Origin of the sequence: Mucilaginibacter sp. (assembly GCF_039921305.1) — a bacterium.
Taxonomy (GTDB): Bacteria; Bacteroidota; Bacteroidia; order Sphingobacteriales; family Sphingobacteriaceae; genus Mucilaginibacter.
The window spans coordinates 129,279-155,425 of record NZ_JBDSCA010000039.1; the positions used below are offsets into that span (position 1 = coordinate 129,279).

At 39.8% G+C, this 26,147-nt stretch carries 44 protein-coding genes and 1 other RNA gene; 41 read left to right on the forward strand and 4 right to left on the reverse strand.

Annotated features, from left to right (window positions below; translation table 11 throughout):
• Window positions 1–30: 30 nt before the first annotated feature.
• The gene (locus ABIN91_RS11060; RefSeq protein WP_348051161.1) at window positions 31–669 is read left to right on the forward strand and encodes an NUMOD3 domain-containing DNA-binding protein; all 639 of its coding nucleotides are present in this window, start codon (window positions 31–33) and stop codon (window positions 667–669) included.
• A gap of 4 nt (window positions 670–673) precedes the next feature.
• Here ABIN91_RS11060 and ABIN91_RS11065 read toward each other — a convergent pair whose 3' ends face one another.
• Window positions 674–886 carry a hypothetical protein gene (locus ABIN91_RS11065; protein ID WP_348051162.1) on the reverse strand — a complete coding sequence of 71 codons (213 nt, stop codon included), beginning with the start codon at window positions 884–886 and terminating at the stop codon, window positions 674–676.
• 92 nt (window positions 887–978) lie between these two features.
• Here ABIN91_RS11065 and ABIN91_RS11070 point away from each other — a divergent pair, with 92 nt between their 5' ends.
• The 38 genes from ABIN91_RS11070 (at window position 979) to ABIN91_RS11255 (ending at window position 23,434) form a co-directional block, all read left to right on the forward strand.
• Window positions 979–1,254, forward strand: a complete 276-nt coding sequence (locus ABIN91_RS11070) for a hypothetical protein (RefSeq protein WP_348051163.1) — start codon at window positions 979–981, stop codon at window positions 1,252–1,254.
• Window position 1,255: 1 nt separating this feature from the next.
• On the forward strand, window positions 1,256–1,501 hold the full coding sequence (locus ABIN91_RS11075) for a hypothetical protein (protein ID WP_348051164.1): 246 nt from the start codon (window positions 1,256–1,258) through the stop codon (window positions 1,499–1,501).
• Between the two features lie 262 nt (window positions 1,502–1,763).
• A complete protein-coding gene (locus tag ABIN91_RS11080) occupies window positions 1,764–2,003 on the forward strand; it encodes a hypothetical protein (protein WP_348051165.1) in 240 nt (79 codons plus the stop codon).
• A 174-nt stretch (window positions 2,004–2,177) separates the two neighbouring features.
• Window positions 2,178–2,363: a hypothetical protein gene (locus tag ABIN91_RS11085; RefSeq protein ID WP_348051166.1), complete on the forward strand. Its 186-nt coding sequence runs from the start codon at window positions 2,178–2,180 to the stop codon at window positions 2,361–2,363.
• Window positions 2,364–2,436: 73 nt separating this feature from the next.
• The gene (locus ABIN91_RS11090; protein WP_348051167.1) at window positions 2,437–2,640 is read left to right on the forward strand and encodes a hypothetical protein; all 204 of its coding nucleotides are present in this window, start codon (window positions 2,437–2,439) and stop codon (window positions 2,638–2,640) included.
• A gap of 5 nt (window positions 2,641–2,645) precedes the next feature.
• The gene (locus tag ABIN91_RS11095) at window positions 2,646–3,002 is read left to right on the forward strand and encodes a hypothetical protein (RefSeq protein ID WP_348051168.1); all 357 of its coding nucleotides are present in this window, start codon (window positions 2,646–2,648) and stop codon (window positions 3,000–3,002) included.
• On the forward strand, window positions 2,999–3,343 hold the full coding sequence (locus ABIN91_RS11100) for a hypothetical protein (RefSeq protein ID WP_348051169.1): 345 nt from the start codon (window positions 2,999–3,001) through the stop codon (window positions 3,341–3,343). Before ABIN91_RS11095 ends, ABIN91_RS11100 begins: the two co-directional genes overlap by 4 nt.
• Before the next feature lie 1,017 nt (window positions 3,344–4,360).
• On the forward strand, window positions 4,361–5,827 hold the full coding sequence (locus ABIN91_RS11105) for a phage portal protein (protein ID WP_348051170.1): 1,467 nt from the start codon (window positions 4,361–4,363) through the stop codon (window positions 5,825–5,827).
• A 345-nt stretch (window positions 5,828–6,172) separates the two neighbouring features.
• Window positions 6,173–6,478, forward strand: a transfer-messenger RNA (tmRNA) gene (ssrA, locus tag ABIN91_RS11110).
• 106 nt (window positions 6,479–6,584) lie between these two features.
• Window positions 6,585–6,797, forward strand: coding sequence for a hypothetical protein (locus ABIN91_RS11115; RefSeq protein WP_348051171.1), 213 nt, complete (start codon window positions 6,585–6,587; stop codon window positions 6,795–6,797).
• A complete protein-coding gene (locus ABIN91_RS11120; RefSeq protein ID WP_348051172.1) occupies window positions 6,794–7,072 on the forward strand; it encodes a hypothetical protein in 279 nt (92 codons plus the stop codon). Before ABIN91_RS11115 ends, ABIN91_RS11120 begins: the two co-directional genes overlap by 4 nt.
• Before the next feature lie 4 nt (window positions 7,073–7,076).
• Window positions 7,077–7,322 carry a hypothetical protein gene (locus ABIN91_RS11125; protein ID WP_348051173.1) on the forward strand — a complete coding sequence of 82 codons (246 nt, stop codon included), beginning with the start codon at window positions 7,077–7,079 and terminating at the stop codon, window positions 7,320–7,322.
• Window positions 7,323–7,324: 2 nt separating this feature from the next.
• Window positions 7,325–7,786 (forward strand): ASCH domain-containing protein, encoded by a 462-nt coding sequence (locus tag ABIN91_RS11130; protein WP_348051174.1) that lies wholly within the window; start codon window positions 7,325–7,327, stop codon window positions 7,784–7,786.
• Window positions 7,787–7,788: 2 nt separating this feature from the next.
• Window positions 7,789–8,052 (forward strand): hypothetical protein, encoded by a 264-nt coding sequence (locus tag ABIN91_RS11135; RefSeq protein WP_348051175.1) that lies wholly within the window; start codon window positions 7,789–7,791, stop codon window positions 8,050–8,052.
• 347 nt (window positions 8,053–8,399) lie between these two features.
• Window positions 8,400–8,822: a hypothetical protein gene (locus ABIN91_RS11140; RefSeq protein WP_348051176.1), complete on the forward strand. Its 423-nt coding sequence runs from the start codon at window positions 8,400–8,402 to the stop codon at window positions 8,820–8,822.
• Window positions 8,819–9,142, forward strand: coding sequence for a hypothetical protein (locus tag ABIN91_RS11145; protein ID WP_348051177.1), 324 nt, complete (start codon window positions 8,819–8,821; stop codon window positions 9,140–9,142). The genes ABIN91_RS11140 and ABIN91_RS11145 overlap by 4 nt, the downstream gene beginning before the upstream one ends.
• Window positions 9,139–9,474, forward strand: coding sequence for a hypothetical protein (locus ABIN91_RS11150; RefSeq protein ID WP_348051178.1), 336 nt, complete (start codon window positions 9,139–9,141; stop codon window positions 9,472–9,474). The genes ABIN91_RS11145 and ABIN91_RS11150 overlap by 4 nt, the downstream gene beginning before the upstream one ends.
• 5 nt (window positions 9,475–9,479) lie before the next feature.
• Window positions 9,480–9,635 (forward strand): hypothetical protein, encoded by a 156-nt coding sequence (locus tag ABIN91_RS11155; protein WP_348051179.1) that lies wholly within the window; start codon window positions 9,480–9,482, stop codon window positions 9,633–9,635.
• 10 nt (window positions 9,636–9,645) lie between these two features.
• Complete coding sequence (locus tag ABIN91_RS11160; protein WP_348051180.1) at window positions 9,646–10,215, forward strand: hypothetical protein; 570 nt, start codon at window positions 9,646–9,648, stop codon at window positions 10,213–10,215.
• A gap of 6 nt (window positions 10,216–10,221) precedes the next feature.
• Window positions 10,222–10,473 (forward strand): hypothetical protein, encoded by a 252-nt coding sequence (locus ABIN91_RS11165; RefSeq protein ID WP_348051181.1) that lies wholly within the window; start codon window positions 10,222–10,224, stop codon window positions 10,471–10,473.
• 5 nt (window positions 10,474–10,478) lie between these two features.
• Window positions 10,479–10,919: a hypothetical protein gene (locus tag ABIN91_RS11170; RefSeq protein WP_348051182.1), complete on the forward strand. Its 441-nt coding sequence runs from the start codon at window positions 10,479–10,481 to the stop codon at window positions 10,917–10,919.
• 150 nt (window positions 10,920–11,069) lie between these two features.
• On the forward strand, window positions 11,070–11,351 hold the full coding sequence (locus tag ABIN91_RS11175) for a hypothetical protein (RefSeq protein WP_348051183.1): 282 nt from the start codon (window positions 11,070–11,072) through the stop codon (window positions 11,349–11,351).
• 101 nt (window positions 11,352–11,452) lie between these two features.
• Window positions 11,453–11,881 carry a hypothetical protein gene (locus ABIN91_RS11180; RefSeq protein WP_348051184.1) on the forward strand — a complete coding sequence of 143 codons (429 nt, stop codon included), beginning with the start codon at window positions 11,453–11,455 and terminating at the stop codon, window positions 11,879–11,881.
• Window position 11,882: 1 nt separating this feature from the next.
• The gene (locus ABIN91_RS11185) at window positions 11,883–12,110 is read left to right on the forward strand and encodes a hypothetical protein (protein ID WP_348051185.1); all 228 of its coding nucleotides are present in this window, start codon (window positions 11,883–11,885) and stop codon (window positions 12,108–12,110) included.
• Window positions 12,111–12,231: 121 nt separating this feature from the next.
• Entirely contained in the window at window positions 12,232–12,858 is a 627-nt protein-coding gene (locus ABIN91_RS11190; RefSeq protein WP_348051186.1) for a DNA cytosine methyltransferase, read from the forward strand.
• Window positions 12,859–13,149: 291 nt separating this feature from the next.
• The gene (locus ABIN91_RS11195; RefSeq protein ID WP_348051187.1) at window positions 13,150–13,830 is read left to right on the forward strand and encodes a hypothetical protein; all 681 of its coding nucleotides are present in this window, start codon (window positions 13,150–13,152) and stop codon (window positions 13,828–13,830) included.
• 3 nt (window positions 13,831–13,833) lie between these two features.
• Window positions 13,834–14,508 (forward strand): hypothetical protein, encoded by a 675-nt coding sequence (locus tag ABIN91_RS11200; protein WP_348051188.1) that lies wholly within the window; start codon window positions 13,834–13,836, stop codon window positions 14,506–14,508.
• Window positions 14,508–15,587 carry a hypothetical protein gene (locus ABIN91_RS11205; RefSeq protein WP_348051189.1) on the forward strand — a complete coding sequence of 360 codons (1,080 nt, stop codon included), beginning with the start codon at window positions 14,508–14,510 and terminating at the stop codon, window positions 15,585–15,587. The genes ABIN91_RS11200 and ABIN91_RS11205 overlap by 1 nt, the downstream gene beginning before the upstream one ends.
• A 5-nt stretch (window positions 15,588–15,592) precedes the next feature.
• A complete protein-coding gene (locus tag ABIN91_RS11210; protein ID WP_348051190.1) occupies window positions 15,593–15,763 on the forward strand; it encodes a hypothetical protein in 171 nt (56 codons plus the stop codon).
• A 1-nt stretch (window position 15,764) separates the two neighbouring features.
• On the forward strand, window positions 15,765–16,088 hold the full coding sequence (locus ABIN91_RS11215; protein WP_348051191.1) for a DUF6706 family protein: 324 nt from the start codon (window positions 15,765–15,767) through the stop codon (window positions 16,086–16,088).
• Entirely contained in the window at window positions 16,082–16,405 is a 324-nt protein-coding gene (locus tag ABIN91_RS11220; protein WP_348051192.1) for a hypothetical protein, read from the forward strand. Before ABIN91_RS11215 ends, ABIN91_RS11220 begins: the two co-directional genes overlap by 7 nt.
• 23 nt (window positions 16,406–16,428) lie before the next feature.
• Window positions 16,429–16,854 (forward strand): hypothetical protein, encoded by a 426-nt coding sequence (locus tag ABIN91_RS11225; protein WP_348051193.1) that lies wholly within the window; start codon window positions 16,429–16,431, stop codon window positions 16,852–16,854.
• Window positions 16,851–17,270, forward strand: coding sequence for a hypothetical protein (locus ABIN91_RS11230; protein WP_348051194.1), 420 nt, complete (start codon window positions 16,851–16,853; stop codon window positions 17,268–17,270). The genes ABIN91_RS11225 and ABIN91_RS11230 overlap by 4 nt, the downstream gene beginning before the upstream one ends.
• A gap of 33 nt (window positions 17,271–17,303) precedes the next feature.
• Window positions 17,304–17,870, forward strand: coding sequence for a hypothetical protein (locus ABIN91_RS11235; RefSeq protein WP_348051195.1), 567 nt, complete (start codon window positions 17,304–17,306; stop codon window positions 17,868–17,870).
• A gap of 19 nt (window positions 17,871–17,889) precedes the next feature.
• The gene (locus tag ABIN91_RS11240) at window positions 17,890–18,084 is read left to right on the forward strand and encodes a hypothetical protein (RefSeq protein ID WP_348051196.1); all 195 of its coding nucleotides are present in this window, start codon (window positions 17,890–17,892) and stop codon (window positions 18,082–18,084) included.
• A gap of 57 nt (window positions 18,085–18,141) precedes the next feature.
• Window positions 18,142–18,675: a hypothetical protein gene (locus ABIN91_RS11245; protein WP_348051197.1), complete on the forward strand. Its 534-nt coding sequence runs from the start codon at window positions 18,142–18,144 to the stop codon at window positions 18,673–18,675.
• Between the two features lie 35 nt (window positions 18,676–18,710).
• Window positions 18,711–18,869: a hypothetical protein gene (locus ABIN91_RS11250; protein ID WP_348051198.1), complete on the forward strand. Its 159-nt coding sequence runs from the start codon at window positions 18,711–18,713 to the stop codon at window positions 18,867–18,869.
• An 11-nt stretch (window positions 18,870–18,880) separates the two neighbouring features.
• On the forward strand, window positions 18,881–23,434 hold the full coding sequence (locus tag ABIN91_RS11255; RefSeq protein WP_348051199.1) for a phage tail tape measure protein: 4,554 nt from the start codon (window positions 18,881–18,883) through the stop codon (window positions 23,432–23,434).
• A gap of 209 nt (window positions 23,435–23,643) precedes the next feature.
• On the opposite strand, the gene ABIN91_RS11260 is transcribed toward ABIN91_RS11255, so the two are convergent.
• The 3 genes from ABIN91_RS11260 to ABIN91_RS11270 all read right to left on the reverse strand — a co-directional run bounded on the left by ABIN91_RS11260 (window position 23,644) and on the right by ABIN91_RS11270 (window position 24,797).
• A complete protein-coding gene (locus ABIN91_RS11260; protein WP_348051200.1) occupies window positions 23,644–24,051 on the reverse strand; it encodes a hypothetical protein in 408 nt (135 codons plus the stop codon).
• Between the two features lie 134 nt (window positions 24,052–24,185).
• Complete coding sequence (locus ABIN91_RS11265) at window positions 24,186–24,572, reverse strand: helix-turn-helix transcriptional regulator (protein WP_348051201.1); 387 nt, start codon at window positions 24,570–24,572, stop codon at window positions 24,186–24,188.
• Between the two features lie 42 nt (window positions 24,573–24,614).
• Window positions 24,615–24,797 (reverse strand): type II toxin-antitoxin system HicA family toxin, encoded by a 183-nt coding sequence (locus ABIN91_RS11270; RefSeq protein ID WP_348051202.1) that lies wholly within the window; start codon window positions 24,795–24,797, stop codon window positions 24,615–24,617.
• A 190-nt stretch (window positions 24,798–24,987) separates the two neighbouring features.
• Here ABIN91_RS11270 and ABIN91_RS11275 point away from each other — a divergent pair, with 190 nt between their 5' ends.
• Window positions 24,988–25,455, forward strand: coding sequence for a hypothetical protein (locus ABIN91_RS11275; RefSeq protein WP_348051203.1), 468 nt, complete (start codon window positions 24,988–24,990; stop codon window positions 25,453–25,455).
• The coding region (locus ABIN91_RS11280; protein WP_348051204.1) for a phage tail protein at window positions 25,452–26,147 on the forward strand (696 nt) is incomplete at its 3' end. The genes ABIN91_RS11275 and ABIN91_RS11280, both read left to right, overlap by 4 nt.

The following is a 26,147-nucleotide window of genomic DNA, read 5'->3' on the forward strand; positions in this document are numbered from 1 at the left end:
AATCTCGAACAGCTAAAGATTTTTTTATTTATGTCTATAGGAATATATAAAATCACATGCATCAAAAACAAACGCGTGTATATAGGGCAAAGCGTTGATCTGGAAAAAAGATTACACCAATACAAAATTATTAAATGCAAAAAGCAACCTAAAATTTATCGGTCTCTATTGAAATATGGGGTATCGAAACATAAGTTTGAGGTAGTAGTTGAATGCGATATAGAGGATTTAAATAAATGGGAGCGTTACTATCAAGATTTGTATTCAGCATGCGGTAAAAATGGATTGAATTGTCAATTAACGGAAAGCGACAATTTGAGCGGAACTCATTCAGAAGAAACCAGAGCTAAAATAAGTTTATCGGCAATGGGTAATACAAAGTGGCTTGGTAGAAAACATACACCAGAATCAATAGAAAAAATAAGAAAAGCAAAAACAGGAATAAAAAAGGCCGTAAAAGTTGTATACCCCATGGAAAGAGTAGAGGGTATGAGAAAAAATTGCGGTGATCATAAACCTGTAGTATGCATTGAAACAGGTATCGAGTATTATTCAATAGCTGAATGTGCCAGGCAATTAGATATACATAAATTCACCCTATACCAATACCTATCTGGATATAATAAATTAAAATCAATAAAAGGACTAACCTTTAAGCGTGTTGCATAGGGGGCTAAGACACGAATTTTTGAAAGTGATACTGTTTATCGCCAATGGTTATAGTAAAGGCATCAGCAGCCTGAAATCGCCTGAACAGCGTAACGTAGCTGTCGGTGTAACCGGGAATAGTGGTTGCAGATGCATGCAGGGCCTTAAGATTGGTATTGCAATAGGTCAATTGGTTATTCAATATAACCACAAAAAGTTTTTTAGCGCGTTTGTTCACGAAACAAATGTAAATAAATGTACAGATATTTACAAATAAATTTGGTAATGTAATAATAGGTACATATCTTTACATCATCAAATCAGAACAACATGAAAAAATTAAGCCTCGATACCAAACCAACAACTAAAGGGACTGCCAAATTGATTAGGGTATTCGTTTACGAAAACAGAGATGCCCTTTCTAGTGAATTGAAAGCATTCTATCAAACAGTTGCCGGAATGATTGACAGGGAAGTTTTAAAGCCCTCAGCACGTAGGGCTACGGTTAGTGACCTGACTGAAAGATCATACAACATTGACCTACATGTTTTAGCTGCAGGTGCGGCAGGTTTTGAACAGGAATTTATATCAATGAATAATTTATAGCATGAAGACTGAATACGAAATACAGAAAAGCATCGACACAGTTAATGGGTCAATGCAAAACACTATAGAAACGCTAACGAAACAAATAGCATGGGTTATAGTCAACCAAGACAATAAAATAGTTGGCGTTTATGATTCTCCCGAACAAACAGTTAGTGAACATTGCGACCTTAACAATTGGAGTTATTCAGAGGTCAACCTAACTGTAGGTGATTTTAAACCGCTACAGTGGAACTTTAATAAATAATCATGAACATTTGCTACCACTGCGAAGAGCTGACAGAAAACACAATTAAACAAACTACAGATGCTCTTTGCTATGTTTTTGGTATCATACTATGCGATAATTGCATTGATGCTTACGATAACAAGACTGGGCATTGCTCACTTGACTGTTGTATAAGCGGCCGATGTGACGAAAGCTGTTAACTTTTAGTAATCCGCCAAAGTGCGCAATCATAACCATTAATGGAGCATCCCCCAACCTCGCCGGATAACACGGCGGGGATTTGGTGGTAAAAAACGATACCATGGAATATTTAGGAACATACACTATTTGCCCGAACAATAATGACATTGAAGTTGATTGTTATGGCACGCACGAGCCAGCACAGCGCGAAACTTTAGAGCAGGAGGGGATTACTTCACATAACATACTGGAGGCTGTAAAACACTGCGAGATCGATATAACTGACTATATCCCTAATGGCGTGTTTGATCTTCTTTCAGATAAAGTAAACGAGAAGTAACCCAATGAAAAGAGAGCAATATAGGATCACTGTTATGACAAGAATATTCAATATTCTTGGTGAAACTAATCCAAAACGGGAACGTCTTTGCCAAAAATGCTTTAACAAAAGAATGTCAGTTGACAATGCCGTTAGTTATATAATTTTAAATAGTTAAGTTAAAACATATTAATTATGACCCGGGTACAACAGTTTAAGGCAGAATTAGCCGAATTACTTAAAAAATACGATGCTGAAATAACTCTTGAAGATAGAGGCGGATGGGCTTATGAAAAAGATCCATTTATTGAGGTTTATTTAAATGCAGTTTATGATGCTGATTTAAACTGCATACATCCGGCTGCTACTTACGAACTATAACCCCATTAACCCGCTCGGTGTCTTATAGGATGCCGGGCTTAGCCAAAACCATTACCAACCCTTACCCCGACCCATGACCACAGAACAAATAATAATCAAACACCTAACTGAAGGTAAAACCCAGGCTGAAATAGCCGAAATATTAAAAGCAAAAGGTATAAAGCCTTATAGCTTGAGCAGTATAGAAAAGCACTTAAAAGCTATTAGGCTCAAACACGGTGCTAAAACTATGTTTCATTTAGGGGTGATATTAGCTGAGATGAAATCTTATATTTGAAGGATATGACAGTACAAGAAAAGATATTACAAATCATCAGGGATAATATACCTTTAAAAGATGGGTTTACTGATCAGGAATTTGATATGTACATTAACCAGGTTGACGATACATATGAGGCGATCATAGCCCTGTTGCCGTCTAAAACGACCATTAGCCAAAATAGTATGCCTAATCCCAATACACCACTATGGTTATGGCATAAGGGCCGTAAAGAACCTGAATTGGCTGTTTATCGTGATGATGTTAAATGTTTTTATGAGCTTTACGAATCTGACTATATCAATAACGGTATCTCAATAGCTTTAGAATGTGCTACCCATTTTATGTATGTAAACAAGCCAGAGGATTATATATTATGAAAACAGCAGAGGAAATATTGAGCGCAGCCGCAAAAAAGCTATATGGAACAGACTATGCAGGAGCGCTATCTGATCACGCTCACGCATTAGAAGATATTGCTTATCTTGCTATGGAGCAATACGCTGAACAGTTTAAGGCGAAGTGGACACCCATAACACTCGACACGCTGCCAGAAATTGATCAGCCTGTATTACTTTGTAATAAAACATTCGATAGTTTCCTTGCATCATCGTTATCTAAAAACTCATATTTTACAGATAGCCCCTATGAATGGGAAACCGGCTTTGATATGCCAGCGCCTTTTAGAAGTTATGATTTTTGGCAACCAATAGTAGTATAATCCCCGCAATGAAAAGATACGCTAAAAACTATATTATCGAAATACTTCAATTCGTTTTACTGTATTTTCTTGACCTGGTATTTATTTCGGTATTACTTGCATTGTTATTTATATGCGTTATTTACACGTGCCCTAATAGTCCGTTGGTTGCATTTGCAGAAACCGCTATATTTTGCTTAGGTGGTTTATACTTGGTGGTTGTGATTCATGATGTATTTGAAGGTTATATATTTAAACAATAGCGCCCGATAATAGTATACCCTATAGCCTTACCCCAACAATCTACACCACCCTACAAGCCCGGCCACAAGCCGGGCTTTTCTCATTCCTACCCCATTCCAAACCGCCATAAAATAACAAAATTTTAACAATTTATTAAAGATATAATTACTAACAACATGTTATTTAATTATTAATTAATGAAACATCCTGATTTGAATAACGTACAATAACTACGAGTTAATTTAACCCATTTGGTATGAATAGATCAGGATAAACCATAAATTTGTACAGTTAAAATATTGTACTAAAACAGTTGCTATCCCCAAAGTACGAAAAAAGAGATATACGCAACGCAATACAAGTACGCCAGCTATGGCGTGGCTATGTCTTTGCGTATATCAGGGCTTCGTACCCCTAGGGATGGCTTAGATTAAATGTCACGTCATTAATTTATTTTAACCCATATGCTTTGATACACATCCCCTTCGAAGAGATTGATAATGTTATCTCTCTTTACACACCTGAAAAGTCCAGAGATTTAGTATACCAAATTGAAAATACATTGCTTGATAGCCCTGATACCCACGGAGACCTCAAAGCACAGATCAAACTTTTAAGAGAGTTAGGCTTTTTGTTTGATCGGATGGCAGGGGATTGACCGTCCGCCCGGCCCGTTACCGGTTTTAAAGGCTTGGCTTTGGTCAGGCTTTTTTTGTGTACCATGCTCTTACTTTCGATAAAAGGAAAGTTACTGTGGTATGGGTATGGGGGACTGGTGCTGTAGCTTTGCTACACATGGAATTATCCTTAATCACCTCACTGATTGCAGACCCGGCAAAGCTTATCAGTAAAATAGAAAGCACCCGTCAAAAAGATGACGGAACAGCAAAGCTTTACGATCCCGAAAACCACGATATAACAGATTGCAACATTCGCAAAAAGCGAGAAGTGTTTTATCCTGTTATGGATGCCAACGGTGTACAGGAGACAGACCCAACCAGCGGTGATGTAAAGCTACGTAGGGTATATGAAGAAGTTGCGCGTATCACATCGGCTGCGCAAAAGCAAATAGTTACATGGGCGGTACAAATCGCGGCTGGTGTTCCAGTAGAAATACAAGCAGATCCAGCTAATGCAACCGAAACTAAAATGGTTGCTCTCCTGAAAAAAACCTTAAAAGATAACAAAATGGAGTATCTCGATCAGGAGATACTACGTCTTACGGCCATTTATAAAATATGTGCTGAAATTTGGTATTCCGAACCGGTAGAACCTAACTTTTGGGGCGATCTCGGAAACAAGGCAAGCAAATTTCGCATGCGGTTAATGATTTTATCCGAAGAAAACGGCGATATTTTATATCCTGTAAAGGATAATACCGGCAATATGGTTGCTTTGGGTCGTGCTTATAAGATTAGGGATGATGAAGATAAAGAGATAAGTATGTTTGACCTGTTCTTGCATGATGGATATACTACTTTTAAGCAAGATGTAACAGGGTGGACTTCTCAAGGAAAAACCCCTACTAAATACGGAAAAGCCAATTTTATCGTTCACCAACAGGCCAGACGTGAATGGGACGATGTGCAGCCCAAAATAGCAAGACTTGAAACACTGGACAGCAATCATGCAGATCAGAACGATGCGACTGGTAGTCCTATTTTGGCTGTTAGCGGTAAGATAGAAGGCTTTGGCAAGCGAGGTGAAACCGGTAAGGTTTTTGAGTTAGAAAACGGTTCTGATATTAAGGTTGTCGAATCAACCGGCGCACCTGAATCTATAAAGATGGAGCGTGAAAATTTGGTTAAAGGAATATTTGACGAAACTAACACGCCGCAAATAAGCTTTAGTGAGGCGCAAGGTTTTGGTGCGAACATACCAGGTATCACTATCAAACTTCTTTTTCTGCCAGCGACACTGAAAGCTTTGGGCAGGCAATCGGGTGGATGGGGCATGTCGGTTCAGAGGCGGTATAACTTTTTAAAGTCTGCAATGGCTGTTATCAATACCGATGTTGCTTCGGCAGTAGGCATGGATATATCACCGTTATTTTCGATTTATATGCCTTCTAATGATACGGAGCGATATCAGAATATCGTTTCCCTGGTTGGCGCCGGCCTAATGTCCAAAGAAACAGCCCTGCAACAATTGGCTTTTACCAGTGATCCGGTTGCAGAATTTGAAAAAATAAAGAAAGAAGCCGCGGAGGCTGCTAAGTTAGTGCCGGGGCCTGTAGTGCCGCCAATGCCCCTTGTAAAATAAATCTTACCAAATATTTGTTTAATAAGATAAGTATACTTATATTCGTTTGTCCTTAGGGGACAGGGTTAGGGAAAAGGGAATAAGACTGGTGTAATAGCTGGTCTTACTTTGTTGAAGGATGGATGCGCGGATGTCGCCATCCTTTTTTAAATGACACCGGATTACGCGACAGGTGTATAAAGAATAGGGCGTAAAGGCTATAAAGGTGCATGAGCCATATTACCGTGACTACCTAATCGGTTATTAAAATTGTGGGGCGGATCAGGCTCGTTGGTTTTTATATTATCTAAAGTAAAGGTGGTATGTAATACATATTATCGTGACAGGAGGGAAAGACCTTACAATGTGGGTGCCCGGAATTGACAGGGTGAATAAAGTGGTTAATAACATGCAAAGGATGATGCTATACTTTTAAATGTGTATCAAAAACAACCGACAACTCTATAGTTGGAGCATTAGGAGCTAAAGTAGTTTCTATGTTCAATCGCAGTGCTGATTTAGAATTAGCAGCTTAATGTAGTGATGTTTATCCAAACACTAAATGGATTGGTGGAGGCTGGAAAGCCCTATAATGACGAATAAAAGCATGTAACAAGATTATTAATTAACTGACACGTTTGGACGAGGGTTCGACTCCCTCCACCTACACGCTAAAGCTTAACAGCTATCCAGTAAGCTACTGGCCATACCTCAACTGAGTACATAATGAGGATGATATTGGCCCTTTATTGGGCCTTTGTCAGTAAAGAAAACTTATATGAACCTACTAAAAAAACTCTGGAATAAACTAACCGGAAAGCAGAAAATGGAAGCAATAAAAGAAGAATTAAGCGAATACGCAAAAGAAAAACAAGCGGGCTACGATAAGTACGAGCTGGAACTTGCTTACAATAACAGCGGCCAAAAGAAAATCCGCAAACCAGCCCACGGCACCAATTATACACCACCTAAAAAGAAAAGGAAGAAATGAAAACTAAGTTTTACCTGAAAGTAAACAGTAATGGCTCTGTAAATACTACCAAAAGCCGACCGGATTTAAGGTTTGATGAGGTGGCTATATTGGTTAACGTTGAATTGCCTGATTTGCTTTTCCAGAAGCCACAAATTACAGCAACCATCGCCGTTAGTGATGAAAATATTACACCATTTACAATTGATGCAATTACAGTTGATAATGTAAAAGATGCTATTGAAACAGCTACTGGAATACAAGTTAAATTATCAATTGAACAGCCTGAAAACTAACCCTATGACCACAATCCAACAACAACTAAAAAACGCCTCGGTAAACGGATGTATACCTATTGACCGGGCCTTGCAGGTAGCAGCCGTAGCCGATCAGCAGCGAGAGGAAACAATTGCCTTGCTGCGTGAGTGCGAGCGCAATGTAGGCATGTACCTGGGCGAGAAGATAAACGCCCATTTATCTGTGCTCGAGGGCACCAAGTTTAGCGCGGTAGATTACCACTACGAAATTCCAAACGGGGAACAATAGTTATGAAAGCACTAACCATTAAACAGCCTTGGGCAGGCTTGATTGTATCCGGAGCAAAGGATATTGAAAATCGAACATGGAAAACTAATTTCAGAGGGCGTATATATGTTCATGCAAGCGCAAAAATAATTTCTGGGCATCGTGATGTAAGTAGCTACCTGTCTTATGAGCAATGGGATTCATTGAATGATTCTCAACTGGAAAGGCACTTAACGCAAGGGTTTTGGACTACATCAGCAATCGTTGGCGAGGTTGATATTGTTGACTGTGTACTTAATCATCCGTCCGTTTGGGCTGAGCACAAAGCAACCAAGATAAAAGAGATTGATGGCGTTAAGGTAGAAATTGAAGTGCCGGTTTATAATTGGGTATTGGCTAACGCTGTTGAATACGATAAGCCGATATTGAACGTAAAAGGCAAACTGAGCTTTTGGGAGTACTTACCATCTATAACACTAATTTAACCATGAAAAAAGCACTTTTAATACTCGCAACAGCCATCTTGCTCACAAGTTGCACAGCGGTAAATCACCATTTGCCAACTAACAACCCTGCTGGACTTTGGATTGGTATATGGCATGGAATCATATCTCCGATTACTTTAATCATTAGCATTTTTAATGATAAGGTTTCGGTTTGGGATACCAATAATAACGGATTTTTATATGTCGCTGGTTTCCTTATAGGCGCAGGATCATTAACAGGTTGGTCAGCAAAAGCAAGTAAGTAGTTATGAAAGCCATATCTACCATCACATCCCTCTTAGCCTTCCCGCTCATGTTAGCGATAGTGCTTTGGGAGGAAAGTAAGCAGCGAAGGAGGTCGAAATGCTAACCTACCTAAACCGCCACCTTATACTAATCGGATTCATCCTCAACGGGATATTGGCATTAACCTTTAATTATTTTGTGGGATGAGAAGAGTAAGCAGCATATCTGAACTCAAAAAGAAATATCCCTACGCTTATAAAGTAGTTCCTTACTATATGTGGGAATGGATATTTAGAAATATTCAGATTAATTAAAAGTTGACATAGCATTTAAAATTAAAGAGAAATGAAATTAGAATTAAAGAGAAATGAAATTAGAATTAAAGCACCTTGCTCCGTATTTGCCGTATGGGTTGAAATTTTATCGCCCCTATTTGATTTATAGCGGTGGTAGTGAACCCCAACCAGACCACGATGAATGGGGAGAAGATGAGGTAACTATAGAAAACGTAAAAATAGTTATTGAAAGCGGTATGCCTATAATCCTTAGGCCTTTAAGCGACTTAATTCAAACAATTACACATCAAGGGAAATCATTTGTCCCTATAAATGCAGTAAAGGGCTTATTTGGTTGGGATTATTTATTTTATGATGTGTATAAAAAAAAGGAAGAATTTAATCTCAACGCAGTAAAATATGCCTGTTTATCTAAACTGTTTGAGTGGCATTTCGACGTTTTCAACCTTATCGAACAAGGCCTCGCAATCGACATTAACACCATTCAATCATGACCACCCACCACGCCATTCAATACCGCCGCTTTGCCGGTATAACAGCAGCTATCATAGGATTGATAGTTTGGTGCTTGCTATTTGGGTCGTGTATATATGCGCCAGCAAATACTATAAAAGCTGATACTGTATCCATTGAACCAATTGACACACTACACAGCGAGATAGATACGTGTAACATCGTATTGGCACACTCGCAATATTTAGAAGCGTTAACAAAGCGAAAAGGAGCAAAACTATCTACCTTATTGGAATATCAAAAATCACTATTCCCCGCATGCGCGTGTGAAATAATGCAAAACATAAAAGAAAGACCATGAAAACCCTCATCCTAACAATCCTATTAGCTATTCCAGGAATGGTTATGGGGCAGGTACACGTAAAGGGTCCGATATACAGAAACACGGATAAAGAGCTTAAAACATTATCAGAATGGTTTAACTACGAAAGGTACGACGATAGCGTTACCATCTCATTCCGCAAAAAATCCATCAAATGGCTAAACGATACTACCGCTGTTATCTATGCAAATCCAATAAAAAAGAATTTAGATCCGCTCGGCGTTATCTTTTACAAAGGCAATAAGGCGTATTTGCTGAACTGCTATAAGTGTGATACTGTTTGGGTGGCTAAGTATGATATAAAAAAGTAAGAAAAATGGAATCAGTAAATGGATTGCTAACCGAATTGCAGGATATTGATAACAAACGCAGACGGGTTTATGTCAGATCATCAGACGGAACATGCTATACAATAAATGAGGTATTAGTTGATGATGATGGTGATGTTGTATTAATATGCGAAGACCTATAATAAAACGGAAATGGAACTAAAAGACATAAAACAATGGCAGGTTAAAGATGGCCGGGCTGTAGCTGTTAATCCTATAAATCCCTCAAAAGATTGCATCGTTAGTGAATCGGGGCTTATTGAAAACCTTGATAGGTCGTTAACAAGGCAGATTGCGTTTACAGTTTTCAACGCATGGGCTTCCAACCCCGCCAACCAGCCTCACACCAACGCACCTGATGGTATTTATGATGCAAGTGATTTTGGAGATTTGGTTTGGCAGTGTTACGACAATGATGTGAAACAGTGGCAAGATGCAAATCAGTCTAAGAAAGTCACTTGGGAACAGTTCAATGCATACTTTCATACCACTCGAAAGTTCCTCCCCCTTAAAGCCGTTGTAAAAGAGGAAAAGGAAGTTAGTACCTGTGTTAATCTTTTAGACGTTCAAAATTTGCTTAAATGCGAAATGTCCGACCTTAAAAAATGGGAGGCACTTTATCAAGCATGTACCACCACTCAAACAAATCCATATACGCTATTAATAGCACAGCTTAATCAATTAACAAATAAACTAACTAACCTACCTGTTTTAACATATTAACCAACCATGAAAAACGACAACCAACCGACCGAAAATAAAGCAGGGCTTAAAACGGCAGTTAAATCCGGAAGGGCATTCAATGGCTTTGAAAATGACAGGGGTAAAATAGTACACCTTGTTCCGCCTATGCCTTATATGTGCGGTGGTTATTGGGGCGATAAATCATTGTGTGGCATACACCCCGGTAGAAGATCAAACGGATGGTCAGAAGTTAATAGAGACGTTACGTGTCCTAAGTGCATTAAAAAAATAAACTAAAAGCTATGAAGATAAAAACCGCCTTAGAAATGGTTGAAGAAAGCACGCCGTTTTTTGTTGGAGATATGGTTTTATTGATGGAGAAATACGCGGCCCAATTCCAACCACCTACTCGTGTAAGGGAGGCGGCTTTATTTGAAATAGCTGCGAAAGTAATTAACCAATATAAAACTTCGAACCTATCAATTGATGAAGCAACTGTATTAGATGCTGTTATCGCAGGTGCTCAATGCCAACAATTACAAGACGTATTACTTCACAAATTAACCGATGAAGAATTATTATCCGCAATGCAATCCTATCATAGAGAGCAACCAAATGTTGCGATTCAACTGATAAAGGATAGGATAAAGGAGTTGAGAGCCATGCCAACAGGAAATGATTTAATGGGTCATGTTACAGCTGCAATTATGGAAAATCTTAACCTTTTAAAATTGATAGAGTAATGAGCGAACCTTTTTGCCAAAACTGTAAATATTGGGTTTCATCAGAAAAGCACAAAATTATGCTATGTCATATCGAAGTTCAGTTTACTAAAATAAGGGCAACTAAAGCGACCGATTATTGTCCATTCCATATATTTTTAACCCCCGGCAATGAAGCCACAAATAAATAAGGAAAGTATTATGAAAGTAGAACAATTGGAACGAGGAAATGAAATTAAGTCTGAAATCAGACAGCTTAATGAACAGTTAGAAAAATGGCAGCAAGCAGATAAGTTAAAAGTAAACTCATTTGTAAGACTTGCTTCCAGTGACGACTATTCAAACATAGATGTTAGGCCTCATTACATCAACTTCGATAATATGAAACGGGATGCCATTGAAACTATACAAAAAGAATTATCAGAATTTCAGGCTGAATTTGATACCCTTTAACCCCCATGCTCCACCAACCCATAACAATAGCCTCCATAGGTAGTATGCTTGTAGGCGGCTTTATAATTTATATTATTTTATACTTTTTAATTTAAAAAATCATGAACATTCTAAAATCAATTTCAGAAACTTTATCCCGTGCATTAGCCTGGATAAAAAATGCCTTAACCATAGGCACAGACATTGGCAACCAAATTAAAGCAATTGTGGATAGCCCTTATGTCGAGGGTATTGTTGCTTTAACCGGAACAAAACTTGACGATAAAGCATTGACCTTTTTAAAGGCCGCTATTGCGATATGGCTAAAAGATGCTAAGATTGTATCAGCCGATGTAACGGATGCCGACGAGGCCATTAAACAGGGCTCAATCGCTATATCTCAAATGACTACAGCAAGGGCAACAACATTGAGCGGGCTATCGGCTTATGCCAGTACCGTTGTAGCTAAATTGAACGGTAATGACTTGCCTATTGAACAAGCTTTGTCCGGTGTGCAAGTTGCTTATTTTCATCCTCAAAGTTTGGTGTAAGATGAACAGAAAAAACGAAATAGAGGCAGTAAAGCAATTAGGCGAAATGATAGGTTATGGGAACATGATGACTTTAGCCTCGGCATTGTGGGCTATTCAACTAAACAAATCAGGTAGTTCAACCGGTGCATTTGTTCCTGCATTGACGTCTGATTTGTTGGCAAGATACAGAATAGATGCTATGGAACAACAGGCAAACAAGATTCAAGAAATAACCCGAAATTCATAAGTAACCCCACTGCATACCATAAGAACTGATTTAGGGTCATTTCGAGCGTCAATCATTAATTTGGTTGGTGCTTTTTAGGTGCCGGGCGTTGGGTTCGGTTTAAAATCTCACAAAGAAATATATGAACGTATTAGAACTATTCGCAGGATCGCGATGTATCGGAAAGGCCGCTGAAAAATTAGGCCACAATGTTTTTAGCGTTGACTGGACAAAATATGAAAATATAGACCTATCGATTGACATTGAATTTTTGACCGCTGACATGATTCCATTTATACCAAACCATGTACACGCATCTTTTGATTGCACAACTTACACGATTGCGGCCATATCAACACATCGAAACGGAACAGAGCCAAAAAGTGAATATGCTATTAAATGCGACAGGGTAAACCAACATGTAATTTCATTGATTAAACAATGGCAGTTAATTAACCCAAATATTACATTTAGTTTTGAAAACCCTCGTGGTATGCTACGTAAAATGCCTTTTATGCAAGAGTTTAAACGACATACAGTTTGGTACTGCCAATATGGTGATGACCGGGCAAAGCCGACCGATATTTGGACAAATTTAAACTGGATTCCAAAACCTATTTGCCACAATGGGAATTTAAACTGCCATCATCAACCCGCTCCACGAGGTAGCAAAACGGGAACACAAGGTAAAAGGGGGAGTTATGAACGAAGTAAAATTCCTGAATTGCTTTGTGATTCATTGATGTCGGCTATTAAACTTACTGATTAGGTTAGTGAGATAATCATAATCTTTCAAAGCGCAATTTCAGAAATGGTTGGCGCTTTTTTAATACCATTTTCTCCATGCAGGGAATATGGTCTAACCCTACCAAATATGTGTTTGAAAAGATAAGGCTAATTACATCCGCTTACCAACACAAGCAAGTAAGCCCCCAAGCTTCCAACGCCCACCCCTTAAAGGTAAATTCGTGCTTAATCCGCAAGGTGTGAACGAGTAATTACCGGCTGCAACTTAGCGACAAGCAAAACGGGCCAGTCCCATAACAAACAAACTTTAAACATGTCACTTAAAATTAAGACAGCAGCACGACTGAAGGCATTGTTCGCAGGCGTAGCACTCTCTAAAAAAAACATTGATCTAATTGGCGATCAATTAGGCAAGGCCGGGCTTACCGATGAGGCAACAGACGAAGAAATTGATACCAAACTGAATGAGCGTAATGCTTTATACAGTTTTGAAGATCAGAAAAAGTTTGATGATTACCAAGTTGGTAAAGCCACAAAGGACGCTGCTGATAAGGAAGCGGCCCGCCTGAAAGCATTAGCAGAGGGTAAGCCTGCCCCTGAAGAAGTTGATCCAAACGAAACGAAGACTGAAAAGATGCTTCGATTAATGATGGAGAAACTTGAAAAACAGGATGCAGCGATTGCAGCCTTTGGTCAGGAAAAAGTGACAAATACCCGCAGGGAGCAGTTTATTAAATCTATGGCAGGTACTTCAACGGATTACCAGGCTAAAGAATTAAAGAAATTCGACCGTATCACTTTCAAGGATGATGATGATTTCACCGGATTTCTTGAAGATACTAAAGAAGATCATGCCAGTTCCATTCAGGATGATGCCAATAGCGGCTTAGGCAGCGACAGGCCAGCATCAGGGGGATCAGGCGCTGATACCAGCAAAAAAGGCGAAGCATCCCAAGCCGAAATGGATGCAGCATTTAAAAACTTTAAACTTTAAAACATGGGCTATATAGTCGATTTAGTGGATAAAGGAGTTCAGGTTAATAGCACGCTCGATAGCATTGTTATTATAAAAAACGACTTCTGTATTCCCGGTGGCAAGTCACTTGATGTGACAGGCTACTTTGGAGATGTGCTACAAGCAGGGCACGTTATTATAAAAGAAACTGCAACAGGCAATTACAAACCAATGCCAGCGACTGATTTAAGTCCGGCTGGTGTAGCTACAATAGGTTCTATTACATCCGGTGCCGGTTATACTAATGGTGTTTACGAAAATGTACCTCTTTCTGGTGGTGCAGGCAGAGATGTATTAGCTAATGTAACTGTTGCTGGTGCGGTAGTTACAGTCGTAACTATTACCAAAGTGGGCCGATACTATACAGTAGGAGATGTGCTATCCATACCAGCCGCTTATGCAGGCGGTACAGGCGCAGGGGCATCCGTTCCGGTAGCTACTATCGCTGATGGTGCGGCCGCTTACGGATCTTTGCCAACAGGTCATACCTATGCAGGCATTTTGGTTGCCAGTATTTTAGCAAAACGTCCATTCGCAGGTGTAATGTTGGAGGGGTGGGTAAATGAAAATGCATCTCCGTTCCCTGTGGCATCAATTAAAGCGGCATTCCAAACCGCAACTTCTAACCTTATTCAATTCAGAGGAGACTTATCATAATGGAACAATCAAATTTTATTAAGTACATACAAAAGTACTTCACTGGCTTCGTTGCCTTAGTCACCAAGACTATCAACGGCAGCAAAGATCCGCTAACATACCGTTACAAGACTATGCTTACACCAAAGCAGTCTATGGATGGTAAATGGACATCAATCACAGCAGATAACATAAACGTTGCTGCCGATGTGGTTGCCATGGATAGCCCGTTGCCGCTGAAAACACGCCCATCTATCGCCACCGCATCTGGTGACATTCCTAAATTAGGTATGGAGATGAAGATGAACGAAAACCAGTTAGATCAGCTGGATACACTGATCGCTAAAAACGCCGATATTTCTGAAATAACAAGCGAGTTGTTTGATGATAGCAAGCGTGGGTTGGTCGGTGTTGAAGAGCAAACTGAATACCTATTCCTTCGCGGCTTATCGTCTGGTATCGCTTTAACCGATACTGATAATGTTGGTACTGGTGTTCGCGTAAACTATGGTTACTTAGATGCCAATAAAGCGGGCGTTGCTGTTGTTTGGTCAAACGTAGGTGCATCTACACCTATTACTGATATTAATAACCTGATTGCCGCTGCATCTGATGCCGGTAAGACGATTTCTTATATCATGATGGATAAGATGTCATTCAATCTTGCCCGCCGCTCAGTGGAGGGTAAGGATCTGTATGCTACTAGCATTGGTAACTTTGGAACTACCAAGCCGACACCTACATACAAACAATTTTTGGAAGTATGGCAGGATGAAGCTAATGTTCAGTTTGATATCGTTGACCGCTCAGTTAAATTTGAGAAAGACGGTGTTAAAAAGACTGTAAAGGCATGGGACGAAGGAAAAGTAATTCTATTAACTGACAACAATGTTGGTAACCTGGTCTGGAAGAAAGTTGTTGAAGATAGCCACCGATCTGCCGCCGTTAATTACGTTAATGCAGATTTGGGCACACTGGTGTCAAAGTATGTAACGCATAAACCATTTGGTGAGTGGACAGATGTACAGGCCCGCCGTGTACCAGTAATCAACGGTGTTGATCAGGTATTCCAGTTAGATACTAAGGTCGTTCAGGCATAATCACCATGGCTAAGAAAAAAACAGAAGGAGTCGGCTACAAGGTAGTCGCTCCATTCAGAGACAAAAGCGACTGGAATATCTATTATGAGGTAGGACAGGATGTTAGCGAGCTTAGCCAGGATAGGTTGGATGAATTAGTTGAAAAAGGATTAGTAGAGCAGCAGACCGCACAATAACATGACCATAAAAGAAGCCCTAACAACCAAGACCGCCGCGCTATCATTAGCACCAGGTGTACTTGACTTAGAAATACTGGAGGGGGGGCTAATCGGTACGGCCGAGTACAACCCCACAACTGACGGTATGGAAGTTGACCTTGTTTGGGCGGGGCTTCTTTTAACCACTATTCAGGTGACTGAATTAAGGGAGGATGATATATCCATGAAGTGGTCAACTGACCTGCGCGGGATCTATTCATGGATCATGCGTAAATGGGGGTTAGTTGATCCGTTCCTGGTAGTTATACCTAAGCCAACTGTTAAACAAATAAGATTTTGGTAAACTTTAAACCACATACGCTTAGCTATACAACCCCCGGTACTCCCGGCGGTGAAGATAGCAACGGTTTTCCTTTACCAGATCAACCAGGCACCGCGGTTAGTGTTCCTTGTAGATTTCATGCTGACAGTAGCAAGGTATTCAAGAACGAGGATAGTACAGAGGTTAACCAGATTGGACGGATTAGGTTGGATGCCGGCGTAACGGTGCCAGCAGTTGGCGCCATTGTTATCGTGGCAGACCATGCAGGAGGTATCCAATTCACTGGACCGGTACGCGAAAGGTACGAAGCGCAAATGTCAGGGAGGTTAGAGGTATGATTAGCATTACAGCAGATTTCAATATGGCTGACATCGAAGCCTATATAAAGGAGGAAGAAGATGCTTTCTATGACGAGATAGTTGATAGCCTTCGAACCACAGGTAGAAAGCTGGTTGATAAAGCCAGAGCCAAAACTGCGGCTGAGCATGGGTTTAATAATATCACCTGGAACCTTCGCTCTTCCATTGGGATGTGCATAGTCGACGAAAACGGGCTTATTCAGGAAACCTATTTCCCGCCTATTGGCAAAGGAGAGCACGGAAACGAAGTTGGTAAGGAACTGGCTGAACGGCTGGCTTTATACGCGAGAGAGGTAAATGAAATGGCCATGATTTTTGTAGCTGGCGAGGATTATGCAAGCTTCGTTCAGGCCAAAGGCAAGGATGTTATAAACAACGTAATCGGCGATAACTTGGAGCCAGAACTTAATAAAATATTACGTCCATGAAAGACTCTTTCGATATTACCATTGATGTCAGGGCCATGCTGAACGTTCCCGCCATCACAGCACTGATCGGCACCGATGGTAAGATTTATCAGAACGACAGGCCATCAGGGCGTACGCTAATTACAGATATAGTTATTAATGCGCTTGGGATTACTAATAATGCGATTCAGAAAGGTAGTGGTAATGTTAATGGCTATGTACCATCACTTACAAGCGGTAGCGCCAAGGTAGCTGATCAGATTAAAATGATGGTCTTATCAAGAGCGGTTATTGCGCTATTGGATAGCCAATACAAAACAAGCTTTCAAACATGGATCGAGGATTCTCCGGTAATAATGCAGGATACCGATGGAAGCTACTTTGTCAATATTCCATTTAAATACCAGTCTATACAGGACAATTTTACAAACATTTAAAAACCGCCGAAAGGCATAAAACAACAATAAATTATGGCAACTTATGCAGTAGGCGGAGTAGAGAGCATTGAGCTTGCACCCGCATTTTTCACAGAAGCAGGAATAGCATTGGCAGTTTGGACCGAAGCCGAATATGTCGCCCCTGACAGTGTGCTTTATACCCGTAACGCAGACACTGAAACAGATTTAATACCGGAAGATAAAGAGGTTTCTTTTGTAACGTTCTACGCGCCAGGCGAGGCCGATACCCTTGTATTTGGATTACTACAGCATCATCCTACTATTATGGCTATGCTGTTTGATCAGGAATATGTGGCGGCTACTTCAAAAACTACCATGTTGGCAAGCCGAAAGGTAGCTAATCTTGCTGCGCGTATCACAACCCGAAGCATGAAAGATGATCGTAAGCAAATCATTGTAATTCCTAATATAAGGTTTACAACTTCAATAGTGAATAACCTTTCAAAAACAGCTTTACAACAATTATTACTTACTGGAAAAGTTGGTGCTTATAAAACAACTACAAGTAATAAAGATGCTATATCTCAAAAAACTTGGGTTACCGCAGCAGGTGTTGCAATTGATAGTACTACACCGTAATTGAGGGGAGATATCTAACATGAAAAACGTAAAGATCATTACTCCGTTTTTTGCTGAACAGACAAAAACGCATTATACTGAAGGCGCAGAGGTCAAAGTCCCAAATGATTTAGCTGAAAGGCATTCTTCTGAAGGTACAGGCTTCTTAGATATCCTACCTGATGACGAAGCCCTGCCAGGGGCGACAGATAAGTCAAAAACAGCAAAGAAGTAACTAAAAGCCCTGTCTTATAAATAGGCAGGGCTTTTTTAATACCATAAGACAAGTTAAATGGAAGACAAACAAATATTAAAAGCTGTTGCAGATACATTTGCAGGTAGTAAGCCGTTGTATGAAATGGTAGTTCCTGTTAGGTGGTTACCGATGGTACCTGAACCGGTGTTTCCAAAACGTACATTCCTGGATAGGCTGCTTATGCGACCAATTCCACCTCCTGCACCCGCACCCGAAACTCATCGCACCTTAATATTCTACCCTTGTGTGGTAGCCAACCAATACCGAATTGCAGGTGAATGTGCTTTGTTACCTGATGCCATTTTTAATGATGACAGCATGAACATATCTCTGATACCTGAGCACCAAAAAAGGATCGTTTATATCGTTGCATCTGCTATTCAGAACAATCACCTAGAGCCAGACCCAGAACTAATGCTATTTATTGAGCGTAACCTTACCGGCGAACAGTTGCGCGATGCCCTTGTTGCCAGCTTCCAGAGTTTAAACATGGAGGCTTTTACGGATACTATCGTCTTGATGCGGCCAATGGTAAAGATACTGAAACCGGAAGAGACGAGCCAAAATTAAGGGAGAGAGTTGATAGCCTCCCACATAGAAGTATTATGTCATTCCTAAAATATGCCGAGGGTGGATTTAATGAATGGGATGTAAAATGGAAATTAAGCTGGAGCAACTTTATGTTGTATATGAGCAGCATTCCGAGATACGATAGTGAAGACAACAAGAAGCCGGAAGTAAAAGATTCCGATGATATATTTTAAAAATATTAGATATGGCAGGTAATTTAAATTTCAAAACAAAGGTTGATATATCGGAATCAAAAGCCCGATTATTGGAATTAAAGAAACTGATTAATGATGTTGGTGGTGTTAGCATGGCTGGCCCCGGAAAGGGCCTAGATACCAAACCAATAACTCAATACCAGCAGGCTCAGTTGGCTTTAAAGCAAACCATGGTAGATGCGCAAGCGGTATCTGAAACCTTAAGACAAAAAAATCTTGCTTTAGAAGCCAGCTTTAAAGAGGGTAAAATAACTGCACAGGAATTGGCAGTAGCTGAGCGCCAAATCAAGAAAGACCGTCAAGAGCTTGCAGAAGCTACAAAAGCAGCAAGGGCGGCCCAAGTAGCGGCATCCGGTAGTTATGACGAGGCAAATCAAAAGTTAAAAGAGTTAGGCCGGTCTATAAAGGCAGCACAGGGCGGTTTTGAATCTACCAACCCGGCTATTAAAGCACAAATAGTAGAATATAATAAGCTTAATCAGGGCCTTAAGGATTTTGACGATACGATGGGAAACCATCAGCGACATGTTGGCGGTTATCGGGAAGCCTTAAACGGTGTTGGTTCTGATTTAAAATCACTGGCACTAAACTATATTTCTGTTTACGCAGCACTTGCAGCTGTGACACATGTAATAAAAACTAACGCTGAAATATCGGATAGCCTGGCAGATGTTAGACGTACCGCAAGCTTAACAGAAGTCGAAGTAAACGCATTAGCTGAAACATTAAAGAAAATAGATACACGCACATCACTTAAGGGCCTCTTAGATATCGCTATAATCGGAGGCCAGTTAGGTATAGCAAAAGATCAATTAGGTGGTTTTACTAAAGCTATTGATCAGTTATCTGTTACTTTAGCAGGAGAGATATCGGGCGGAGCAGAAGCAGTTGCCAGTTCATTGGGCAAAATAAATGGCGTATTTAAGGTTCAGCAAAAAGAAGGTACCGATGTTGAAAGGTCATTTAATAAAACAGGATCTGCTATATTGGCTTTGGGGCAGGCTGGCCTTGCAACAGGCGAATTTTTGCAGGACTTTGGTTTACGTACCGCGGGTGTTGCCAATATTTCCAAAATTAGCCTACCTGTAATATTAGCATACGGAGCAACATTAGAAGAAACAGGCGCTAGCGCTGAAGTTGCAGGTACAGCCATGTCAAAGTTAATAGGAAACCTCGCTTCAAAAAGAGATAATTTTTTCACTATTGCTAAAATAGCTGATTCTACATTAACATTAAAATCCTTTACCAACCTAATCAATACAGATGCTAACGCGGCATTACAAAAGTTCTTTGCCGGATTAAATGCTGGTGGCAAAGATCTGACAAGCTTTACAGATTTAATCGATAAGATCGGGCTAAAGGGTGGCCCGGCTAAGAATGCTATCATAGCCTTAGCTCAAAATCAGGGTTTATTGAATGAAAGGATTGGGGAAAGTAAAACTGCTTATGATGCCGGCACGCTTGCTGCGCAGCAATTTGCTATTAAGAACGATAATCTTGCAGCTTCGATAAGCAAACTATCAAATGAGTTTGATAAAGATGTACAGGGTGACGGTATAGGTAAGTTCTTTAAGCAAATAGTTGATGGAGCGCGTAATGCCTTAGATGCGATTGATAAAATTTTCAAAAGCCGGTCTTTCTCTGAGTTATCAGCTAGGTTATTTACTTTTGATGCTTCACATTTTGATAAGATCAATTCTATCACTGACAATTATAACGAAAGTAAAGTAGTTAAAAAGGATTATAATCCAATAGGTGCGTCAAGCGATATTATGATATCCGTACTTGCTGATAAACCTCTTGCTGATCTTGAAAAACTACGCAGGTCTTATATTGAAGCCGCTAAACAAGCTTTAGTTGCTGTAAATACCTACAGAAAAGGGATAGAGGATGGGTCGCTAAGAGATGGTGGCAAAATATCATTAGCCGACACTGAAAAAAACCTTGATGCCTTACGAAAAATGGTTCGGGAGTCAAGCGCCGCATACGATAAGGTTAAAGCCAATACCAAAGCTTCTACGAAAACAATTGCAGCAGACTTAACCGAAATAGCAGATTCAGAACTTAAAACTGTTAAAGAAATAAATGCCAGGATACTTGAATTAAAAAATGATGCTTTAGCCATTCCGGCTAATAAGGATAACGATGTTAAAAGAGTACAGGCTTTGAAAGCTACACTGAGGCAATTAGCAGGTGAGGCGGCTAAAAATGATCCATCAATTGCATTATCCGAATCATTATTAGCATCTCAAACAACAGTACAAGAAAAGATTGATGCTGTAAAAACAAAATATGCTAGCAAGGCAAAAACTAGAGATGAGCAGCAAGCAGATGAAATTAAAGCAAATTTTAAAGTTGCAAATGATGCTATTGATGCGCAGAATAAAAAACTTGCCGATGCTTTAAAGGATAAAAAGATAACTCATGCGCAGGCAAGGGCAAAGGGATTGGTACCGCAGGCAAACCTTACCCAATCTGATTTAGATAACGCTGAGGCGATATTATCCGGAACACAAGCTGTAGAAAAACTAAAAGGACAAATTGACCAGCAAAAAGCAATATATGCGGAATATGAATCTTATAAACTAAAAGCAGGCACGGTCGCGGCTGATGAACTATATAGCAAGGAAATCGGATCGGCAAAAAGTTATGTAGAATATCTCAAAAGTTTGCAGCCTACATTTGATCAGCTTAATTCCCCTGATTTAAAGGTTAAGGCAACGGCAAGCGCCACGCAGGATTTATTGGATAAGGAGGTTGCTAAAGCGAATACTGAAGCTTTGGTACAGCAAAAGAAACACTTGAGTGATCTGATTTTACAATACCAGGATTACGATCAAAAAAGAGCAACCCTGATAATTAATGCGGATGCAGATATAGCGATCTTACAGAAAGCCGGCAACAAACAGGGTGCTGATCAGGTCAGAAAAGACCTTGCTGATAGGCTGACGGTTATTGATGAAGGCCATATAAAAGAGCTTGATGCATATAAGGAATTGTTTGATAATATTGATGAATTATCTACTGATGCAGCTAAAAAGCTTATAGCAGAATTGAGGAATTCAGCGAACGAATCGTTTATGTTAGGTACTGTAACCAATGAAGCCTATCGGGATATCATTAAAAACTTAGATGCTACAAGTGATAAAGTAAACAACAAAATTCCATTTGGATTAAAAGAAATTGGATCTGCTTTTAAATCACTATCATCCGATGTTAGCAGTTTCGATTCAGGGTTAGGCAAAGCTCTTAATACGATAGGGGATGTTGTGAGCGGTGTTGGCTCAATTAAGGAGGGCCTGAATACAATCAATAGCAGTAAAAGTAGCGGTTTTGATAAAATAACCTCTGGACTGGGCATTATCGGAACTGGCTTGTCGTTGGTTACATCGGTATTTAAATTATTCGACCATTCAGAACAAGCAGCAGCAAAAGCGCAAGCCCAACAGCAATATAATAGCCAATTGCAAATTAAGGCTAATGATGCGATAACAAAGCAACTAACCGAACAGCTTGCCATAATTAAGGACATTTACGGAACTTCACGCATTACAAGTTACGGAAAATCATTGTCTGATATCAACAAAGCGGAGGCTGATCAACAGGCTAAGTTATCTGGGAAATTTACACTGACAGGGAATAAACAGCTTGATGATTTTATTGCAAAAATAAACAATGGGGGTACACGTGGAACGCTTGAATTAGGATTGCAGACTATTTTTGACTTATTAAAGCAAAATGGAGGAACCGTTGATCTTGCAACTCAATCATTGGCTCAGCTTCAAATCCTATTACTTAATGGCAAGATAGATGATGGCACTGCAAGCATCGTTCAATCACTAATTGACCTTAAAAAACAATACCAAGATACCCTTAACTCGCTTAACGCTGAAAGTGTAGGTACAAGCTTTGACAGTTTACTTGATAATATCGTGTCGATGTTTGGTAATATTAATACCAATGCTCGGGACTGGGCTGATAATTTTACCAATATTATTCAGGGGGCTATCTCAAAATCATTTCAGCGGCAATACCTGGAAACTCAGCTACAAGATTTTTACAATGAACTTGCCGCTGATGTAAAAGCAAACGGAGGCGGTGCGCTTACCGCATCTCAAATAAAAGCATTGAAGGATCAATATGATCGGGATATCGCCAACGCTAAAGCGGGCATCACAAGTATTGAGCAAATTACTGGTCAAAAATTTGGCACACCTGGCTCATCCGGGCAGCCAACAACAGCGGCCGCTCAGATATCCGCTTCAATAACGGAACCAACCGCATCGCGATGGCTCGGCGTTGCAACCGGCACACAGCTTGCAACCGTTCAGGTTAAGGACCTGATGGTAATTCAAAATAATACATTAGGCGATTTGTATCAAAATGCAATATCTGGATTAATACAGCTTGGTAAAATTGAGGCGAATACCCGCCGCACTGCTGATAATACAGATGATGTGAAATTATACCTTAAACAGATCAGCACTAATACTTCTGGTAGTTATGGGTTGGATTTAAGAGCAGCAGGTAAGTTTGGATATTAATTAAAATAAATAAAAATGACAGAATTACTAAACAAACTCAATCAGATGAAGCAGGAGGCGTATGCCCGTAACCCCTGTTTGCAATTGCAAACACCTCCTGATGTAATTGGATATTGCTTTTTGAGATTTGTAAAGGAGTTTTGGGTGCCAGGATGGTGATCTTCAATAAGCAAAATATTAGATTATTTTTAACGAAATAGGCAAGAAGATTATTTAAAATAATATCCCCCGATGGTAATGGTGTAGACTGTCGGTCGGTAATTAAACCTTTCTATGTTACTAGTCCAATCTATTTTTGTCCCTTTCGTTAATCCATCAGCATAAAATGTTTTATCTATTTGACCAAATATGTGAAGTGTAGTATTTGATGCCATTTTATCTCCTACTTCGTATTTTAAAGTAATTCCATCATCGTTAGCAGTAACATCATAAAGTTTTACGGTTCCGTCTGAATTAAACTTTAATAGTAAGGTAGTATATAACGTTCCATTCTTAGCATCAGCCGAGTATGTTTTTAAAGTCATATCTAAGGCAACGGTATCGGTATCGTCTTTTTTCTTACAACTTGAAAGCGCAACTATTGTAAATATTAAAATTGCAAATATCATTTTTTTCATTCCATAAAAATGAAAAAAAATATTGGAATACAAAATAGATCGAAGTTGTTATATTTGCGGCAACCGGGGGAGCCGCTTAGACCGGCAATGTAATTTCATTTGCATGATTATTATTGTTTCGTAGCCCCAGTTATTTACACCAATTCCAATTCGCTTAATTCACGTCCTAATTCCTTAATGCCAGTCAATATCCTTTTAACTTGGTTATCAGATGGTTTTTTGCCTCCATTGATATACTCAGATAACAGGCTTTTATGCATGCCAATGCGTTTACCTAATGCAGATGCATTGATCTCTCTGTAAAACTCAAAGAATGACGGCAGATCATATTTTAATTCAATCTGATCTGTTGTAATCTCTGATTTACCTGCTTCGCTTGCATACATATTATAAGCCTCTACAATATTCGTTCTGATCTCGGAAACTGTATCCCCCATTGTGCTTACCAGGCCTCCGGCTTCTTCGCGATAAGCCCCGTAACCATCTTGACCTTTTTCGATTATAAAATCTACTTTTTTCATCTTCATTGCTTTATGAATGTATTATATCTTTAAAAGCGGGGCCTAAACCCCTGCTTGTTTCTTAATTGCTTTTTCCATTCCTTTAGGAACTTCTTTTGACCCGTGGTAGGGGAAGATTAATATTCCCTCTTTTGTCGGGTGCTTCATTTTGATGTGGCTACCTTGTTGGCTTACTTCCTGCCACCCTGCCTGCTTTACTTTTTTGAATAATTCTGATGATTTCATCTCCTTTCTTTGTTGATATAAAGGTAAACAATAGTTCACTAAATACAAAATAAAAAGTGAACTATTTTACACTATTATTTATCAAAAACCCCATTTGTTCTTACTCCAGAAAACACACGCCACTTACCAACCGTCATAAGTAAACCCAAAAAACCCAATCCAAAACCGCATACAGGTAAATTCGTGAATAATGGCTAACTTATTAAATGGCAAAAACTTCAACCTATTCGGGCTGATAATTCCGCATAATGGAAGCGATAGTTTTTTGCTGTTCCCTGCAAGGAAGCAGAGCCTTAGCTATGATTTTCCAGACGAAAGCGGTATTGATATTGACCTGACTACGCCTCAATTTTCAGCGCGGGAGTTCACATTAAAGCTATCGATGGTAGCTAATAATAGGGCCGACTTCTGGACAAAGTATAACGGACTATTTACTGAGCTATCGCTTCCTGGGACAACTACTATATACCTGGATGATGCCGATAAAAGCTTCCTTGTGTATTACAAAAGCATGAGTGATATAACAAAACTATCGGTGCTCAATAGCAGTGGGCAGGTAGGTTGCTCATTCGACCTTGTCTTTGGCGAGGCCGATCCGCGCAGTAATATCGATGTGGTTTATTTGGATGCGGATTTAAACGATTACTTAATAGAATGATAACGATTTACCAGGCAGGAACAAACGCCGTAAGGCAGATTGTAAATCCACTTGCAAATAGTCAGCAAGAACAGGGGGTAATGGGCAAGGATATTGTCACCATTAACTGCTCGTTGCCTTTTGCGGTAAATTTTGGTATTGGAGATTACGCTACGGTATTTGATAGCCTTTATAAGATTAATGTTCCACCCGTGTTGCAAAAAATATCAGGACGTAATTATCAGTATACAATCACCTTAGAGGGCCGAATTGGCGATTTAGGTAAAACACAATTCCTATTTCTTGATGCTGACAACAACTTTACGGAGTCTGAATTTCCATTAAGGGCCAGGCTTATTGATTTTGCTGATTTTCTATTGGCAAATATTAAAAGGCGATATCCGGATGACCCAGAATACCCAATAAAGAACTGGCAGATATCAGGGGTTCAGGATACTGATTTTAAAGACCTGACATTTTCACGCAATAACTGCCTTGACGCGCTGAATTATGCTATTAAAGAATTTGATACTGAATATTCACTTGACGGAACTAAAATATACCTGTATAAAAGGCAACCAGCATCGGGTGTGCTTTTGCGATACGGCGCCGGTCTATATGGCCTTACCAGGCAACCTTTAGATAATGGCAACATTGTTAACCTGCTATATGCTTATGGTAGTGATAAGAACATAGGTAGCGATTACAGGGGG